The organism is Cryobacterium algoricola (assembly GCF_004402485.1).
Lineage (GTDB): Bacteria > Actinomycetota > Actinomycetes > Actinomycetales > Microbacteriaceae > Cryobacterium > Cryobacterium algoricola.
In genome coordinates this window covers 1-17,321 of sequence record NZ_SOFG01000001.1, presented here as the reverse complement: position 1 = coordinate 17,321, position 17,321 = coordinate 1, and the positions used below count along the sequence as shown (strand labels likewise).

Below are 17,321 nucleotides of genomic sequence, written 5' to 3'. Positions count from 1 at the left end.
CGCCGGCCGCGCCGGCCGCGCCGGCCGCGCCGCTCTCGCCCGCCCCGGCTGTCGCGGCGCCGCTGTCCCGGGCCGACCTTGTCGGTGTCAGCGACGACACGGGGCACGATGGCGTCGTCACCGCTGAGGAGGGCGCCGCCGCCGATGTCGACGACATGGAGGCGACCCGGATCTCCGCGCGTCGCGCCAAGCCGTGGACCTTCGAGACGGAGACCGGTGCGCAGGTCTCGCTCACGGGCCCGGTCGTGTACCTCGGTCGCAACCCGTCCGGCTCGGGCGAATACCCCGACGCCCAGCTGGTCGCTGTCATCGACACCGGCAAGACCGTGTCGAAGTCACACGCCCGGATCGAACTGTCCAACGGGGTCTGGAGCATCACCGACCTGCACTCGACGAACGGGATCGTGCTGATCGACGACGGAGGCGACGAGCGCGAACTCGTCGCCGGGGCATCCGCCCTGCTGACCGAGCGCTTCCTGTTGGGTGAGCTTCCCGCCCGGATCTTCCTGGAGACCTGATGACGACTGCAGTGGAGGCCGTCACCGACGGCGCGGTGCGGGTGCGGTTCGGTTTCCGCACCGATGTCGGGCTGAAGCGGCGCATCAACGAGGACTCGGTCCTCGTCGGGTCGCCCGTCTTCCTCGTCGCCGACGGCATGGGCGGCCACGAGGCCGGCGACCGGGCGAGTGCGGCCGTGATCGCCGAGTTCCGGGCGCTGCTCGGCACGAATCCCGGCCCCGACGACGTCGTGCAGGCGGTCGACCGTGCCCACCGTGCCGTGCGCGCGGTCGCAGAAGGCACCACGCGCGGCGCCGGAAGTACCCTCACCGGCGTCGTCCTGGTCACCCATGAAGGCCGCCCGCACTGGCTCCTGGTCAACGTCGGTGATTCCCGCGTCTACCGGTTGCTCGGCGCCGACCTCGCCCAGCTCACGGTCGACCACTCGCTCGTTCAGGAACTCCTCGACAACGGCACACTCGACCGGGCCGGCGCAGCCACCTTCGCCAAACGCAACGTGATCACGCGCGCGATGGGCGCAGACGACAGCCCCGCCGACTTCTGGCTGCGCCCCGTCGTCACGGGCGAGCGGTTGCTCATCTGCTCGGACGGGCTCACCGGCGAGCTCTCGCCTGAGGCCCTGCGCGCGGCGATGACGCTCAACGGCGATACCCAGCAGACAGCGGATGTCCTGCTCGGCCATGCGCTCGGGTCCGGTGGTCGCGACAACATTTCGGTCGTCATCGTCGACGTCGTGTCCGGCGGAGAGGATCCGCGGGAGAACTCGACCACGACCGGCTTCGCCGCGACGGGGACCGGAGCCGACTTCACGAGCGACCACGCAAGCGACGACACGGCCGAGGTCCCTGGGCGGGGTGGACGATGACCGTTCCCGAGGACGCCGACGATACCCGGATTGTGCGCCGGCACGCCGATGTCGACCCGGAACCGAAGCCGGACGTGGACGTGGACGTGGACGTGGACGTGGACGTGGAGGATGATGACACCCGGATCGTGCGTCGGCACACCGACGTGGACCCGGATGGGGCGGATGATACGCGGATCGTGCGTCGGCACACCGACGTCGACCCGGATGGGGCGGATGATACGCGGATCGTGCGTCGGCACACCGACGTGGAGCCTGATGCGGAGGATGACACGCACGTCGCCCGTCGCAACATCGCCGCGGAGGATCCCGATGCGGAGGATGACACCCGCATCGTGCGCCGGCCTGCCGATATCGATCCCGATGCGGCGGATGACACCCGGATCGTGCGTCGGACCGCCGTCCCCTCTGCGGTCCCTGCCGTCGAGAACACGGGAGGCGGTCCCGGTGACGATGACGACCACACGCGCATCTCCGCCCGCCGCGCCGGTCCGGACGACGACCACACGGTCATCGTCGGCCGCGGAGCCCGGCCTGCCCGAGCCCAGGAGGCCGGGAACCCGGCATCCGTTTCGAGCGGGAGCGCATACAGACCACCCGAAGTCGAGAGCGGGCACACCGCTGCCTACGGTGTTCGCGACGTCGAACCCGTGCGTCTCACGGCGTCGTTCTCCCCGGACCCTGCGCCCGCGCCGGCCGCGCTGCCCGGAACCGCGGGCGAGATCCGCTCGGCGGCCGCCGCCCGCCTCCGCACCCGTCGCCGCACGCTCCTTCTCGTGATGGCCGTCGGGACTACGGTCGTGGTCGCTGCCGCGATCGTCGTCGCCCTGGCTCTCCTCGCCCTCTGACCCGTCGGCGCCCGCTTCCGTCACGCCCGCGCCGGTTTCGGCAGGCCGCGCCTGCCGTTTCGGTAGCGGCCTGCCGAAACGGTAGCGCCGCCGTGTGAAGACGATCTGCGGGGGAATCCACAATGCGCGTGACTCTTCGGCTATGCGCGACGGACCTTGCGGGCCTTGCTGACGCTGCGGACTGTGCGGGTCGAGCGCAGCGCCCAGACGCCGACCGCGCCGGCGATGAGCGCGGCGAGAAGGCACAGGCTCAGCGCGAGGATCGGCCAGAAGTAGCGGCTCGGTTGGGTCCATGCCGAGTACAAGCCGGAGTAGTTGGTGTACGGAAATGAGGTAGCGACCCACGTGATTTCGAACGCCAAGGAGACGAGGCACACAGTGAACATCGTCGCGGAGCCAGACGTGAGGATGATCCAGGCCTGTCGACCCGTGCAGTTCACATAATTCAGCAAGTAGATCGCGACCATGCCCAGGAGGGCGACCGCGAGCGGAAAATAGAGCAGTTGGTCAGCGACGAACGGCACCTTTCCGGCGAAAACGGCCGAATCGTGCGCGGACGTCGTTCTGTTTTCCGTGCGGCTCAAGTCGAAGGCGAACCCCGATGCCCCCCGGTAGACGAAGAAGGCAGCGCAGGCCGACAAGCCGGCGACGATGGCGACCGCGAGAAGGCGCGCCCCGGGTGACTTCTTGTCCTCGAGTTCTTTTGCTGATGCTGTCATTTCGCCCCCTTTTTTTGCTGACCAGGCTGAGTTTATTGCGCCGCAGTGGCTAGGAGATCCGGCTCGACCGGCTCCTGACGCTGCGCGCGTCGCGCGGCGAGCGGAACAGCGCCCGCATGCCCCAGCCGCCGAATGCTCCGGCCGCAAGGGCGGCCAACAGCCACAGGCCGAGAGCGAGGATGGGCCAGACGTAACGAGTGGGGTCCGCCCAGGCCGAAAAGGCGCCGGAATAGTTGGTGTACGGCACGCCGCTGGCCACCCAGACGATTTCCACAGTCAGTGTGACGAGGCAGGTCAGGGCGATGGCTGCGGCACCGGATAGGACGACGATAGCGGTCTGCCGGCTTGACCTGTGGAGATAGATCAGCGCAAGCAGCGACAGGAACGTGACCGCGAGGGGGAAGTACAACAGCTGGTCCGCGACAAAGGGCACCCTGCCCCCGATCACAGCCGCGTCGTGGGCCGCCGACGTGCCGGAGTCGATGCGGCTCAGGTCGAACGCGAACCCCGACGCCCCTGCGTAGATGTAGTGACCCGAACCGTAGAGAAGACCTCCGATGATGATGACGTCGCCAAGACGCACCCAGACGGATGCCTTCCTTTGTTTCTTTGCCGTGGTTACCACGAGCGCCCCCTCAAGCAATTATCCAGACCAGATGCAGTTTATTGCACTGGATAGATTCGTTCACTAGCCTGAGAGACGAGATGCTGGCGTGGAATCTCGACGTTGCTGCGTCCATGAGTGCCGCCGCCCGACGTCTCGCGAGTCTGGATCCGCCTCCTCGGCCAATGACCCGACCCAACCTGAGTGCCGCAGGATCCGGTCACCTGCGCCCGTTTCGCCGGACCATCCCGGCCGGTTCCGGCGAATATGCCCGTTCGCCTGCGTATCCAGAATGCAGTGTGCGACAACAATCCCCGGGTCAGCGTGCACGGTGCGCGCCCGACCGGGGCGCGAAGCTGGCAATGTGGACCAGTTTCCTAGACTCCGGCTTCCTGTTCACCTACGGTCGGGATTGCACACAACCACCAGCGGAGGTGAACGAGATGGACGAAGCCCAGGCAGTTCGCACTCCCCGCGCCCTGTGGCTCGCCCTTGTCGCGATCGCCCTCGGCATCGCCTGGTTCCTTTGCGGTGGCGCGAGTTCAGCGTCGGCCACGAATCTTCTTCCCGACACTCCTCCGGTAGCGGATGCCTCCGCACCCGCGCCCCCGACGGCTTCCGTTCCGGTTGCGCCCGCACTCGCCGCTGCCGAACCCGTACTCCCGGCCGTTCCCGCCGCCGCAGTCCCTCCCGCAATCTCGGCCGCTCCCGACTCCCGCGCGCCGTCTCTTTCGGTTGAAACAGTCGTCGGGGATGCCGCCTCCGCCGTGACAGAGGCCGTCGCATCGGACATCGACCGTCTCGTCTCCGTCAGTGAAACGGCCGGAGCGCCGATCGTTGCGGCCTTGGTCGCGCTGACTCCGCCGGTCACGATCCCGGCCGTCACCCTTCCTACGGTGAGCATTCCTGCCGCCACTGCCCCGACTGCGTCGACCGCCGTGGCCCCGCCCACCTCGGCTGTGGGGCCGAGCGCGGATGCGGCCCAGGCCGACTCGGCCCCGGCCGACCCGTCCGCGACTGCCGCGTTCGAAAGCCTCACGCCCCCTGGCGCCGCGGCATCCGCTGCCGCGACCCCGCTCGGTGCGCCGGGGCACCCCGTCGACCTGCCGCAGCCGGCGCCCGCGACCGCAGCGGCCGGCGGTGCCGGCCTGATGTCCGTCGTCGCGAACAACGCGGCGGCGGGCGGCGTCTCCGCTGAGGCCGCCCGCCTCACCCCCGAGGACGACGCACTGCCGTCCTCCCTCGCAACAAGCCCCGGTTCTTCTCCTGCCTGAGTAGGTCCCGGCCGTGCTTTCCCGACGGCATGCGGACCCTGGCCACGCGTCCCTCGCGCGGCCCTCACTCACACTTTCAAGGAGAACCATCATGAACATCACCCTGTCCCGGGCGCTCTACGGCACCCTGTTCGTCGGGGCGCTTTCGCTCCTCGGCACGACCGCGGCGCACGCCGCAGACACCAGCGGCGACAACGGGACCCTGTCCGGTTCCCAGGTCGTCGCGGATGTCTCCACTCCCGTGCAGGCCACCGGCAACGCGATCAGCGCGGTCGGCGACTCCAGCACGGCGCCTTCACCGGCCTCGGCCTCGGCAGTTGCTGCCGCGGCCCCCGCCTCCGCACCCGCTCCTGCCCCGGCCACCACCTCGGGCTCCGACGGGACCGCCTCCGGCACTCAGGTCGTCGCCCCGGTGGCGGCACCCGTGAGCGTCTCCGGCAATGCCATCTCGGTGCTCGGTGACTCGAGTTCCACCGGGTCGACCGCACCGGCATCGGCCTCGGCCCCGGCAGCCACCCTGGCTCCGGCAACGACAACGGGAAACAATTCACTGCTCGGCGGCACGCAGGGCCTCATCAGTGTTGACGTGCCCATCGCCCTCACCGGCGATGCCGTGAGCGCGGCAGGCGATTCCTCGTCGACGGCCACCACCGCCGGCACCACAACGGATGCTGCCGCTCCGGCTTCCGCTTCGGGTCCGGTGACGTCGGGTGCTGACGGCACCGGCTCGGGCACGCAGGTTGTCCCGGTTGTTGCCGTTCCGGTGACGGTCACCGGAAATGCGATCTCGGTCGTTGGTGACAGTGGCTCTGCAAACGGTTCGAGTGGTCCGGTTGGTTCTGGTTCTGGTTCTGGTTCTGGTTCGGGTGCGAACCCGGCTTCGGGTCCGGTGACGTCGGGTTCTGACGGCACCGGCTCGGGCACGCAGGTTGCTCCGGTTGTTGCCGTTCCGGTAACGGTCACCGGAAACTCCCTGTCCGTCATCGGCGATCCCACGGCCACTCCGACTGCCTCGGACGTTCCGACGCTCCCCAATACCCGGGCCATCCGGATCCTGGCTACCCCGGTCACTGTGGTTGACCCGCCCGACTCGAACGTGCCGACGGACACGACGGTGGCATTCGGAGCCTCAGGAACGGCCGCGGCGGCGGTGCAGTCCGGTCACCTCTCGAGCCCGGCCGCCCTGTCCGTCACGGCCCTCGCCACGACCGGAACAGCCGGCATCGAGTTCGGCGGCGTCGCCGGGCTGCTCCTGCTCCTGACCGGAGCGGCTCTGATGTTCACCCGTCGGATGAGCCCCCGTCGAACGGACGTCTGAGGCACGCGCCTCAGGAGCGGATGCCGTCGGCCGACCTGGCCGGCGGCATCCGTCGCGCCCGCGCCGGTTTCGGCAGGCCGCGCCCGCCGTTTCGGGCGCGGCCAGCCGAAACGGTAGCGAGGGCGAACCCGATGCGCCCTGGGGGCCCTCGCCGGTTGTTGTTGTTGTTGTACTGCGGCTGACGCAGCGTCCCCCTGATTAATTCCCTGACCAGATAAAGTTTATTGCGTCGGAATAACTATTCCACTAGCTTTGGATTCACATAGTGGGGTGGACATCGCTCGTTGGCGGGCAACGACAGTGTTGATTCGTGGGGGAACACACAATGGGCATCGCGACTGCGCGCTGGTGAAGGGCGACGAGTTCCTGGGCGTCGAGACGCGCCGTGATCAGTTGATCCTGCGACTCTTCCGAATCGCGGGGCTCTATCTGCTCGCCCTCGACATGGTGGTCGTGATCCTGCTGTTCGTTGTGGCCGCGCTGACTGGAACGCTTCCCCCCGGTCAGGTGGCCCGCGGCGGCCTCTTCGTCGCCTACGGTGCTCATCCGGTCTTCGTCCCGTCGTCGATCCTCTTCTGGATCGGGGCTGTGGCGGTTGTGGCCTCGACGGTGACCATCATCCGGAACGCCCCCAGGGTGGCTCTGGTCACGCCCGTCTACGCGGCCGCTGCTTTCGCGGGGGTCGGCATGGTGACACTCGTCGTGGGCACGGCGTTCCCGACTGCACCGAGATGGCCGCATGACATCACCTCTGCCGCCCTGGTTGTGTTCGCGTGTGCGGGAAGCCTCCTCGTGGCACGCTTCGTCGACAAACAGCAGCGACCCACGCGGCGCCGGTACCCCCGGAAGGCTCGGAATGTCTGAGGCGGCGAGTTCCGATAGGTCACGGGGCCGCTGCAAAAGGTGGGTGTCCCCGTGACCGTTCCCCTGAATTTCCGATTCCCCGACGCCTGGGTCGAGCTCGCGTTCGACGACGTGCACGCCGGGGCGGTGATGGCGGCCCAGCTGGTGCTGAGCCGCTTCGACGCCCCGGTTGAGCGCGAGCTGGCCGCAGACCTGGAGGCGCGGCTCGAGGCCACGGCGCGGCTCTTGATCTCCGCGGACGCCGACGCGGGCTTCGCCCTCGTGCCCGACCCGCCGAACGTGGGCCTGCTCGGGGCGCTGATCGTGCGCTGGCGACCCGCCGCCGGCGACAACGCCGTCGTCGATGCGATCGCCGAGTCCACCACGGTCGCCGACGGCCAGTTTTTGGTCGACGACCCGGAGATCTCGACTCGGGAGACTCCGCTCGGCCAGGCGACGGTGTGCATCCACCGCTACGCGCGCGAAGCCGTGGCCATCGGGAGCGCCAGGCGTTGGGGCCGTGCCCGCAAGGGTGCCGCGCGCGTCACTGAGCACATCTGCTGGTACTGGTTGCTCGAAGACCACGCCGGCCCCGACATGCTGCTCACGGTGACCACCGTCACGGAGGATCTCACGCTCACGCCGACGCTCCGCACCCTGACCGAGGAATTCGCCAAGGGGATCACCCGTGGCGATTGAGACATCCGCTGCCCCGGCGACCGTGGTCCTGCGGCCCCGGCGCTGGCGTTTCTGGGCGTCTGTCGTGCTCGTCGTGCTGACATCGCTGTCGATCCTCATGTTCGTATTCACCAATCCCGACGGGCCGAAAGTAGCGTGGGTGGTCGCGCTGCTCATCCCGGGGGCGATCACGGTCCGGGCGACCGGCGTCCTGTCGCGGTCCGTGCGCATCGTGCCCGGGAGCCACCTCGAGTATCGTGACTTGCTCTTTCGCCGCCGACGGATCGAGTGCGGCAGCACGACGGAGATCCTGTATTTTTCGGATGTTGCGGGGTCGGGTCCGATTCCGATTCGCCCGCTGCGCACGCCGATCGGAGTCATCGACGAGCGTTGGGCCGTGCTTCGGAATGACAGGAAGACGGTGCTCCGCCTGAGCATGTGGCTCTGGACGATGGAGGACCTGCTGGCGATCGCCCAGTTGATGCCCGCCAAGCTGAAGATCCACGCCGAGCACGTGTCGCCCCGCGCCCTGGCCCGTCGGCACCCCACCTACTACACGTGGTTCGAGCTCTCTCCCGTGCGTTTCGAAATCGTGTTTCTCGCAGTGGCCCTCTGGGAGGGGTTGGCCATCGTTGTGGGTTTCGCGCTGGCCCTCCGGATGTGCGGACTCGTCTGACCCGGTGTCAGCCGGCGAGCTGGCCGGCGGCGATGCGCGAGCAGGCCGCGGCGACGTCGGCGGATGCGACCGGTCGCGAGAACAGGAATCCCTGCCCATATTCGCAGCCGTGCGCCCGCAGCCACTCCGCCTGCACCTCGGTCTCGATGCCCTCGGCGATGACGCTGCTGCCGAGGCCCCGCGCGAGCCCGAGGATCGACTGCACGAGCGGCGCATCCGCTTCGCGCAACCCGATCGCCGAGATGAACCGGCGGTCGATCTTGAGCACGTTCGCGCGCACCTCGCTGAGCCGGGCCAGGTTCGAGAATCCGGTGCCGAAGTCGTCGATGGCGATCGGCACCCCGGCCGCCTGCAGCTCGGCCATGTTGTCGTTCACCGCCGCGAACTCGGCGACGTAGTCGCTCTCGGTCAGCTCGATCTTGAGCGCACCGCGCGCGAGCCCCGAGCTGGACTGGATCGCAAGCACCCGGGCGGCGTACTGGGGGTCGCCGAGCTCGATGCCCGAGGCGTTGATGCTGACGAAGAAGGGCGGATGCCCCGGCGGGGCCTGGATCGTCCAGCCGGCGGCCGTCGTCATGGCGGTTTCGAGTACCCAGTCCCCGAGGCGGGGCATCGCGCCGCTCGTCTCGCAGAGCGGAATGAATTCCTCGGGGGAGATTGCGCCCCGCGTCGGGTGCGTCCAGCGCAGCAGCGCCTCGACGCCCGCCGCGCGCATCGTGTCGAGGTCGATGATCGGCTGGTACACGACGGTGAACTCGCCGTTCGCGATCGCCAGTCCCACGGCGGCGGGGGAGGCGTACTGCCCGCCGTGCACCCGGGTGGTTCCCCGGCCGGAGCGCTTCGCGGTCGAGAGCGCCTCACTCGCGCGGGTGGTCAGCTGCGACTGCGTCTCGCCCACGTCGCGTACGGCGATCCCGGCGGAGAACCTGTGGACATCCGCCCGCAGCGCTTCGAGCGAGAGCTGCACGGCCGTCGCATCGCGGTCGGGCACGAGGAAGGCGAATTCGTCGCCGCCGATGCGGGACAGGCCTACGCAGGCCGGGAACGCCTGGGCGACCCGGTCGGCGAAGTTCACCAGAATCTGGTCGCCGTAGGACCGCTGCCGTGTCTCGTTGGTGAGCGAGAAGTGGTCGAGGTCGATCAGCACGACCGTCGTCCCGGTGGAGGGCGTCTGTTCGCGCAGGTGTATCGCGAGCAGGCGGTCGAACGAGAGCCGGTTGCCGAGCCGGGTGAGGTCATCCGTTTCGGAGCGGAGCGCGCTCATCACGAGCCAGTGCAGCCCGAGCATCGCGGCGACCGCCGACGCCAGCACGACGATCGAGTCGCTCGTGAGCATGCCATCGTGCCGGGAGAGCGCGACGCTGATCGACACCGCGAAACCGAGGGAGTAGTACACGGAGTGCGTCACAGGCAGGAGAACGTACGTGACGATGAGCGCGAAGATGATCGACGTGCTGAACGAGAGGGCGGCGGCCGGGGTGTCCGCGAATGCGACGCAGAAGGTGATGGTGCCCGCCGCGACGCAGAGCGCGATACTGCGCACCAGCAGGGTGAAGTACCGGCGGAGCAGCAGACAGGCGGCACCGAACACGAGTGCGCCCATGGCCACGGCCTGGAAGAAGGGCCCGTGCGGCGCCGCCAGCTGGTCCGGCTGGATGGCGTAGAGCCCGACGATGAGCCCGGCGAAGAAGATCAGGGCACCGAACGCGGCCCCGGCGGGCCGGGGGCTCTCGAACATCCCCGGGTAGAAGGCAGCGGTCAGCTCGGCCCGGAGGAAACGCCGCAGCGTGCCCGAGCGCGCGCGTCCGCGGTTGCCGTGGCCGGTGTCGCTACCGATCGGCATGAGAGGACCGCCCCGGGCGCTGCCTCGCGGAGCGGTTCGGGCGCCGCCGTGGTGCTGTCCTGCTGTGAAGGCCGTGCGGCAGCATTTCGCGCCGCCCGGTCGAACGGGCGCCCATTCTGTGAGCCTACCAAGCGCGGGCTACGCCACCCACCACATGCGTGGGGCTTCTGTGAGGTGTCGCACATCGACCTTCGTTGGTCGAAGGAACGTCGATATGCGACACCTCACGGCCCCGCACTGTGCACTCCGGCATCAAACGTGACGGATGCCTCGAGCCCGCCCTCCCGACGCCGCTCGAGCCGCACGGCAGCCCGGCTCGCCCGCGCCAGCTGGGCGACGATGGCGAGGCCGAGCCCGTTGCCGGAAGCGGCGCCGGGAGCGTCGGAGTCCGCCCGCCAGAACCGGTCGAACGCCCGCGCACAGTCTTCGTCCGAAAGCCCCGGCCCGTCGTCGAGCACCGAGACTCGCCAGCCCGGGGACAGCGAAGCGACCCGCACGACGATCTCCCGCTCCGGGCCCGCGTCGATGCTCCTACTCGTACTTGCCGAGAGCGCATTGTCCACATAGTTGTCGATGATCTGCTCCGGGGCGGTCGCGATTGCGCACACGGTGGCGTGATCGGGTCCCTCGTAGCGGATGCCGAGACCGAGCTCCTGGGCGAGCGGCTGCCAGTGCTCCACGCGTTCCCGTGCCACGCGAGCGACATCGCACTCGACCACGGGTGCGGTGGAGGACTCCGTGCGGCTCAGCACGAGCAGCCCCTCGATGATGGAGCCGAGCCGGTCCGCTTCCGCTTCGGCGGCCGCGAGGCGTTCGATGGCAGCAGCCTCGGCAGCCCCAGCGGATCCGGGCCCCGGTCCCGTGTCGGGCGCAGACCCCGCGATCCCCGTTCCCGCGTCGTTCTCGAGCAGCTCCCTGGCGCGCTCGAGCCGCAGCCGCAGTGCCGTGAGGGGCGTGCGCAGCTGGTGCGAGGCATCCGCTGCGAAGGTGCGCTGCTGCTCGATCAGGGTCTCCAGGCGCGTCGCCATCCGGTTGAACGACACCGACAGCGACCGGATCTCCGGCGCCCCGGCCCGCTCGTCGGCCCGGGCGTCGAGGTCGCCGTCGGCGAGGCGTTCGGTCGTGTGCTGCAGGACTTTCAGCCGGCGGGTGACCGTCGCCGAGAAGATGAAGCCGACGATGCCGGCCAGCACCACCGTGGTGAGCGCGACGAGGCCGAGCACGCTGATCTGCCGGGTGACGGCATCCGTCACGACCTGTTCGGGAAAGGTCAGGCGCACGGCGCCGACGATGTCCTGCCCGTTGACGATCGGCACCGTCACGTAGAGCAGGTCGATCTGCAGGGTGTCCGAGTACCGATGCCCCGACGTGATCTGTCCGCCGAGGGCGCCCATGATCTCGGGCCGGGAGGCGTACGAGTCGCCGACGATCGACTGGTCATCGTCGCTCGTGACCACGGCGACGCCGTCCGCGTTCACGATCACGACGCGCGCCCCGCCGGAATCCCGGTAGCCGCGCGCCGCCGCGGTGAGGGCCGCGGCCTCTGTCGGCGCGGTTGCGCTCGACGCGGGCGTCTCCAGGGTCTCCTCGCTGCGTCCGGCGAGTACGAAGGCATCCCGCTCGAGCGAGGTCACGAGCCGGTCCGTCTCGACCTGGCGCAGGTAGTTGCTGAGCGGAATGTCCTGCACGAGCAGCACGAGCAGCGCGATCCCCATCAGCGCGGCCATGAACTGCCACCTCATTCCGGCACGCCGAACCGGAAGCCCACCCCCCGCACCGATTCGATCCAACCGGGATTGCCGAGTTTCTTGCGGATGGCGGCGACGTGAGCGTCGAGGGTCTTCGTGGTGCCGTGCCAGGTCGTCTCCCAGACGTCGTGCAGAATATCCGCGCGCCGGTGCACCGCGCCCGCGTCGCGCGACAGGTAGACGAGCAGGTCGAATTCGGTCGGGGTGAAATAGACCTCGGTGCCGGCGAGCGACACCCGCTGGGTGCGCGTGTCGATGACCAGGGACCCGAGCACCCGATCGGTCCGGGCCCCGGACCCGTCCGCTCCACCGACAGCGGCATCGCCTGCGCCCGAACCCGCGGCAGCGCCCGCGGACGTACGCCGCGACACCGCACGGATGCGCGCGATCAGCTCGCGCATCCCGAACGGCTTCACCACGTAGTCGTCCGCACCCATCTCGAGCGCGACCACCCGGTCGATCTCCTCGTCGCGCGCGCTCACCACGATGATCGGCGTCTGCGACGACGAACGGATGCTGCGGCATACCTCGCTGCCGTCCATGTCGGGCAATCCGAGGTCGAGGAGCACGAGGTCGGGCGCGAAGCTGGTCATCGCAGCGAGCGCCGCCCGGCCGGTCTCGACGTGGAGGGACTCGAACGCCGCCATGGTGAGGCCGTCAATGATCCCGGACGCCACGGGACCGTCGTCTTCGACCACCAGAACTCGCATGACACCATTGTGCCGTCGCCGGTGCGCGCCCGTCCCCTTATCCCGGGAGCGGCCGCAGAATCTTTGACAAGTCTTGGATGTTCGGGAGCCCCATCTTTTCTCGCGCGTCCCTAGCGTGGGAGACATGAAATCGCAGGCAATCACGATCCTGTCCATCGTCGGAGTGCTCGGAACGGGCGTCGCTGCCATGGCCGTCAACGCCGATGTGCTGTCCTCGTCCGTCCAGGCGCCGATCGGGCAGTCCTCCGAGGCGTTGCTCGTGACGCCGTCGGCCGCCCCGTCCGCGACCGCACTGCCCGACCCGTCCGCGACCGGGGTCGCCGTCCCGACCGACGTTCCTGACGCCGACGGCTCCGACGACGGTGCGGTCGGGCCGGGCAGCATCCAGCCGCCTCCCGCTTCGACCGGTTCGACCGGTTCCGGAACCCGGTCCGAGCCCGGCGCCGAATCCGGCACGGAGAAGTCGTTCGGGAGCGACGACGCACCGCGCCCGGTGCCCGTCACGGTCGCCCCCGCACCTGCCCCGGCGCCCACGCCCGCGCAGACGAAGGCCCCGCACCTCGAGGACGATGACTCGAAGGCCCCCAGCACCGGAGAGCAGCATGAAAAGGACGACTAAGCGCCGCCACCCGGCCCGTGGCGCGAAGGCCGTCACGGGTGCCGTCTCCGCCCTCGCCCTCGTCGGCATGGTGACCGGCTTCCAGCTCTCCGCGCACGCCGAGGAGGCCGCCGCACGCAAGGCGGCCCCTGCGCCGGACCCCACGAGCACTGCCGGCGCGGTCGACCCCTCGGCGGCTCCCGGCCCGTCGGCGACCCCGCCGACCGCAACGCCCGCGCCGATCGCCCCGGGCACAGCGGACGCCGCCGGAACCGTTCCTGCCCCGGCCCCGCCCGCCGGAGCCGCGGCACCGGCCCCGGCTGCGAAGGCCGCTCCGGCCCCGGCGGCTGCTCCGGCCCCCGCACCGGCGGCCGCTCCGGCTCCGGCACCTGCCGCAGCACCGGCACCTGCCCCCGCACCCGCGCCAGCTCCTGCTCCTGCACCAGCTCCCGCTCCAGCCCCCGCCCCGGTCGCCGCGACCTCCGCCGGATCCGGAGGCTAAGCGTTGGCGGTCGACCCCATCGCCCGCACCGCCATCCGGGCCGTGTTCACCGGGACCCGAACGCGGCCCGAGGTCGTCACCCGGGCCGTGACGCTCATGGGCGGGCGGGCCTCGTTCGCGCTCGTCGGCGCATCCGCTGGCCTGATGGACGACGTCGTCGATCTCGCGAACCGGCTCGAACGGCTCTGGAGCAGGTTCCTGCCGGAAAGTGACGTCTCCCGCCTGAATGTCGCAGAAGGCGCACCCGTCGCGGTCGACCCGCTCACGGTCCGGCTGATCGCCGCCATGCTCGACGGCGCTCGGCTGACCAGGGGCGACTACGACGCGACCCTGTTGCCGGACGTGCTCGCGGCCGGGTACCGGGCATCCGCCCTCGACGCCGGCCGGGTCACCGTGCTCCCGGCGTCCGCGGTCTCGCCCGGCAACCTCTCCGGCCTCACGATCGAGCACGGGGACCCGCACCTCGAACGAACCGTGACGCTGCCCCTCGGCACCACGATCGACCCCGGCGGTGTCGGCAAGGGCCTCGCCGCCGACCTCCTCTGCGCCTTCGCACTCGAAGCCGGCGCCTGGGGCGCCCTCGCGGAAATCGGCGGGGACATCGTCGTCGCCGGCCATGCCCCCGACTCGGTCGCCTGGCGACTCGGCGTCGAGAACCCCTTCGCCCCTGCCGAGCACTCCGCCGTCGTGCGGCTCGCGTCAGGTGCGCTCGTCACCTCGAGCCAGCGCAAGCGGCGCTTCCTGGTCGCCGTGCCCAGGCCGACCGACTCGGCGGCCCCGCCCACCCGCCACCACCTCGTCGACCCCCGCACCCATGCCAGTGCGGCCACCCGGGTGCAGACCGTCTCCGTCATCGCCGCCACCGGTGCCCGCGCCGAGGTACTCACCAAGCCGGGATTCCTCCGCCCGCCCGCAGAATTCCTCGCCTGGCTGCCCACCGTCGGCGCCGCAGGTCTCATCATCGACGACGCCGGACTCGTCTCGACCTCCACGAACTGGGAGCAGTACGCATGAACGATCCGCATATCTGGTGGTACATCTCCCGGGCGAGCGCCGTGATCGGCTGGGCGCTCATGACGCTCTCCGTGGTCTGGGGCATCCTGCTCTCCACCCGGGTGATGCGCCAGATCGACAACCCCGCCTGGCTCCAGGACCTGCACCGCTACTTCGGTGGCGCGGCGATCGTGATGGTGGCCGTGCACATGGTCACCCTGATGCTCGACGGGTGGCTGCACCTCAACATCGCCGAGGTGCTGGTGCCGTTCACGAGCCACTTCAAGGCGCTCCCGGTGGCCCTCGGCGTCACCGCGTTCTACCTGCTCATCGCCGTGCAGGGCACCTCGCTGCTGATGCGCTTCCTGCCGCGCCGGTTCTGGAAGGTCGTGCACTACTCGAGCTACGCGACCCTCATCCTCGTCTCCTTCCACGCCGCATTCTCCGGAACCGACGTCGGCACGAGTTGGTATCGCGTCGTCTCGATCGCGCTGATCCTGCTCGCGATGCTCGCCGTCGTGCTGCGCCTCGTCGCGACGAAACGCGGGTCGGGTGCGGTCGCCGGCCGTGCAGCGGATGCCGCGCGCGGCATCCGCCCCGCGCCCGCCCTGCCCGAGACGCGCACCATGCGGGTCGCGGCAGTGACCCGCGTCGCCGACGGAGTCCTCGGCATCCGCCTGGTCCCCGTGCCGCGTGCCGGATCCCAACCCGAGCTGCTGCCGGCCTGGCACCCGGGCGCGCACATCACCCTGCACCTGCCGAACGGCCTCGAGCGGCAGTACTCGCTCTGCGGCGATCCCGCCGAGCGGTCGCACCTCGACATCGCCGTGCTGCAGACCGAAACCTCGCGGGGCGGCAGCGCCTGGATCCACGCGAACGTCGCACCCGGTCTCGTGCTCGAGGTGTCCGGGCCGCTCAACCACTTCGACCTCGAACCCGCCGCGGCGTACCTCTTCATAGCGGGCGGGATCGGCATCACCCCGATCATGGGGATGATCGAGTCCCTGCCCGCTCGCCGCGACTGGAAGCTCGTCTACCTCGGCCGGAGCCGCAGCACGATGGCCTTCCTCGACGAATTGCTCGAGCGCTATCCCGACCGGGTCGAGGTCTTCGCCCGCGACGAGCAGCTCGTGCAGCCCGAGGCGAGCGAACTTCTGATCCATGCCTTCGGGGGCCTCGGCACCCTCGACGCGCCCCCTGCCCGGGGCGACTTCGCAGCCCGCGCCGACGTGTACTGTTGCGGCCCGGAATCCCTGATGCAGGCCGTCGCGGCGCTCGTGCCCCGGGAGCGGATGCACTTCGAACGCTTCATCGCCGTCGACCGGGAATCCGCCCAGGGACCCCAGGCCGTGACCGTGACCTGCGCCCGCAGCGACGTGACCTTCGAGGTGGAAGCCGGCGAAAGCATCCTCGATGCCCTCGAGAACAACGGGATGCCGATTCTGGGTTCCTGCCGCACGGGCGTCTGCGGCACCTGCGAGGTGCGTGTCGTGACCGGCACCCCCGACCACCTCGACTCGGTGATGGACGACGACGAAAAGGACTCCCTGCGGGTGATGTACCCCTGCGTCTCCCGGGCGACCTCCGCCGAGCTGGTTCTCGACATCTAGTTTCCCCCTCCGCACCACCTCACGCCCGTGCGTGCGCAGCGCCGCCGCACGCTTATCCGAGCAGCGCCGGCACCACCACGAGCCCGTTGAACACCACGTGCGCGATGATCGCCCCGCCGAGCCGCCCGGTGACCGCGGTGACGGATGCCGCCGCAAGCCCGAACACGAACGTCCCGGCCCCGATCACCCACAGGGCCGTCGGTGAACCGGCGTCGACCACGTGCAACAGTGCGAACACGAGCGCGCTCACTACACACGCGAGGTTCAGGGCCACCGGGCGGCGGGCATCCGTCGCGGCGGCGACCGCGCGCAGCAGCAGGCCGCGGAAGAACAGTTCCTCGATGAACGGAGCGATCAGCACCGGGGCGAGGAGCGACATGACGATCCACCAGGCGTCGTGCGCGGGGGCGTCGAGTGTGGCACCTGAGGTGCCCATCTGCCCGTAGCCGGCGATCTCGAACAGGCTCGCCACCACTCGGGTCAACAGCCCGATCGTGAGCCCCCAAAGCAGGTCGAGCGGGTGGAAGCGCAGCCCGACGTCGCGGGCGAGCGAGCGGGAGCCGCGCAGGTAGCAGGCCACGAGCACGCTGCCGAGCAGCGGCATCCACACCACCAGGTAGCTGAGCACCTCGACGAGCCGCGGGTCGGTGAGGTAGCCCTGGCCGAGCGCCCAATCGGCTGCGAGCACGAGCAGGATCGCCCCGACCGCGCCAGCGGCCGCGTCGTCGAGGCCCCAGCGCACCCGCCGGGCCGGGGGAGTGGCGGGGGCTGCGGGTGTCGCGTGGGTCATGCACTCAAACTATCGTGTGGGCCGCGCGCCCCGCCCACCTATTCCGGCCGCAGTACTTCCGAGCGTTCGCGCAACCCCGCACATACCGCGGCAAGGTCGGCGGATGCCACGGGCCGGGAGAACAAGTAGCCTTGCGCAAAGCGGCAGGCGTGGTCTTCGAGCCAGTCGGCCTGGACATCCGTT

At 69.9% G+C, this 17,321-nt stretch carries 18 protein-coding genes; 12 read left to right on the top strand and 6 right to left on the bottom strand.

Annotated features, from left to right (window positions below):
- From E3O44_RS00090 to E3O44_RS00080, 3 genes are all read left to right on the top strand, one after another.
- On the top strand, positions 1-518 hold a 518-nt coding region (locus E3O44_RS00090; RefSeq protein ID WP_134531652.1), incomplete at its 5' end, for an FHA domain-containing protein.
- Positions 518-1,384: a PP2C family protein-serine/threonine phosphatase gene (locus E3O44_RS00085; RefSeq protein WP_134531651.1), complete on the top strand. Its 867-nt coding sequence runs from the start codon at positions 518-520 to the stop codon at positions 1,382-1,384. The genes E3O44_RS00090 and E3O44_RS00085, both read left to right, overlap by 1 nt.
- Positions 1,381-2,232, top strand: a complete 852-nt coding sequence (locus tag E3O44_RS00080; protein ID WP_134531650.1) for a hypothetical protein — start codon at positions 1,381-1,383, stop codon at positions 2,230-2,232. The genes E3O44_RS00085 and E3O44_RS00080 overlap by 4 nt, the downstream gene beginning before the upstream one ends.
- 140 nt (positions 2,233-2,372) lie before the next feature.
- On the opposite strand, the gene E3O44_RS00075 is transcribed toward E3O44_RS00080, so the two are convergent.
- Positions 2,373-2,951 (bottom strand): hypothetical protein, encoded by a 579-nt coding sequence (locus tag E3O44_RS00075; protein WP_134531649.1) that lies wholly within the window; start codon positions 2,949-2,951, stop codon positions 2,373-2,375.
- 49 nt (positions 2,952-3,000) lie between these two features.
- Positions 3,001-3,576 (bottom strand): hypothetical protein, encoded by a 576-nt coding sequence (locus E3O44_RS00070; RefSeq protein WP_134531648.1) that lies wholly within the window; start codon positions 3,574-3,576, stop codon positions 3,001-3,003.
- Between the two features lie 422 nt (positions 3,577-3,998).
- Between E3O44_RS00070 and E3O44_RS00065 the strand changes: the two genes are divergently transcribed.
- The 5 genes from E3O44_RS00065 (at position 3,999) to E3O44_RS00045 (ending at position 8,344) form a co-directional block, all read left to right on the top strand.
- The gene (locus E3O44_RS00065; RefSeq protein ID WP_134531647.1) at positions 3,999-4,829 is read left to right on the top strand and encodes a hypothetical protein; all 831 of its coding nucleotides are present in this window, start codon (positions 3,999-4,001) and stop codon (positions 4,827-4,829) included.
- A 91-nt stretch (positions 4,830-4,920) separates the two neighbouring features.
- Positions 4,921-6,147: a chaplin family protein gene (locus tag E3O44_RS00060; protein WP_134531646.1), complete on the top strand. Its 1,227-nt coding sequence runs from the start codon at positions 4,921-4,923 to the stop codon at positions 6,145-6,147.
- Positions 6,148-6,495: 348 nt separating this feature from the next.
- Positions 6,496-7,011, top strand: a complete 516-nt coding sequence (locus E3O44_RS00055; protein ID WP_166792497.1) for a hypothetical protein — start codon at positions 6,496-6,498, stop codon at positions 7,009-7,011.
- Between the two features lie 51 nt (positions 7,012-7,062).
- Positions 7,063-7,689, top strand: a complete 627-nt coding sequence (locus E3O44_RS00050) for a hypothetical protein (RefSeq protein ID WP_134531644.1) — start codon at positions 7,063-7,065, stop codon at positions 7,687-7,689.
- Positions 7,679-8,344 (top strand): hypothetical protein, encoded by a 666-nt coding sequence (locus E3O44_RS00045; protein WP_134531643.1) that lies wholly within the window; start codon positions 7,679-7,681, stop codon positions 8,342-8,344. Before E3O44_RS00050 ends, E3O44_RS00045 begins: the two co-directional genes overlap by 11 nt.
- Positions 8,345-8,351: 7 nt before the next feature.
- Here the strand turns inward: E3O44_RS00045 and E3O44_RS00040 are convergent, their stop codons facing one another.
- From E3O44_RS00040 to E3O44_RS00030, 3 genes are all read right to left on the bottom strand, one after another.
- Entirely contained in the window at positions 8,352-10,187 is a 1,836-nt protein-coding gene (locus E3O44_RS00040; RefSeq protein WP_134531642.1) for a putative bifunctional diguanylate cyclase/phosphodiesterase, read from the bottom strand.
- A 224-nt stretch (positions 10,188-10,411) separates the two neighbouring features.
- Positions 10,412-11,914 (bottom strand): sensor histidine kinase, encoded by a 1,503-nt coding sequence (locus E3O44_RS00035; RefSeq protein ID WP_241975925.1) that lies wholly within the window; start codon positions 11,912-11,914, stop codon positions 10,412-10,414.
- Positions 11,915-11,925: 11 nt separating this feature from the next.
- Complete coding sequence (locus E3O44_RS00030; protein WP_134531640.1) at positions 11,926-12,645, bottom strand: response regulator transcription factor; 720 nt, start codon at positions 12,643-12,645, stop codon at positions 11,926-11,928.
- A 124-nt stretch (positions 12,646-12,769) separates the two neighbouring features.
- Here E3O44_RS00030 and E3O44_RS00025 point away from each other — a divergent pair, with 124 nt between their 5' ends.
- From E3O44_RS00025 to E3O44_RS00010, 4 genes are read left to right on the top strand one after another with little or no spacing between them, the layout of a single operon-like run.
- Positions 12,770-13,264, top strand: coding sequence for a superantigen-like protein SSL4 (locus E3O44_RS00025; RefSeq protein WP_134531639.1), 495 nt, complete (start codon positions 12,770-12,772; stop codon positions 13,262-13,264).
- The gene (locus E3O44_RS19085; protein ID WP_166792496.1) at positions 13,248-13,745 is read left to right on the top strand and encodes a hypothetical protein; all 498 of its coding nucleotides are present in this window, start codon (positions 13,248-13,250) and stop codon (positions 13,743-13,745) included. Before E3O44_RS00025 ends, E3O44_RS19085 begins: the two co-directional genes overlap by 17 nt.
- A 3-nt stretch (positions 13,746-13,748) precedes the next feature.
- Positions 13,749-14,759 carry an FAD:protein FMN transferase gene (locus E3O44_RS00015; protein WP_134531638.1) on the top strand — a complete coding sequence of 337 codons (1,011 nt, stop codon included), beginning with the start codon at positions 13,749-13,751 and terminating at the stop codon, positions 14,757-14,759.
- The gene (locus tag E3O44_RS00010; protein WP_134531637.1) at positions 14,756-16,348 is read left to right on the top strand and encodes a 2Fe-2S iron-sulfur cluster-binding protein; all 1,593 of its coding nucleotides are present in this window, start codon (positions 14,756-14,758) and stop codon (positions 16,346-16,348) included. The genes E3O44_RS00015 and E3O44_RS00010 overlap by 4 nt, the downstream gene beginning before the upstream one ends.
- Before the next feature lie 52 nt (positions 16,349-16,400).
- Here the strand turns inward: E3O44_RS00010 and E3O44_RS00005 are convergent, their stop codons facing one another.
- Positions 16,401-17,138 (bottom strand): CPBP family intramembrane glutamic endopeptidase, encoded by a 738-nt coding sequence (locus E3O44_RS00005; RefSeq protein WP_134531636.1) that lies wholly within the window; start codon positions 17,136-17,138, stop codon positions 16,401-16,403.
- Between the last annotated feature and the right edge of the window lie 183 nt (positions 17,139-17,321).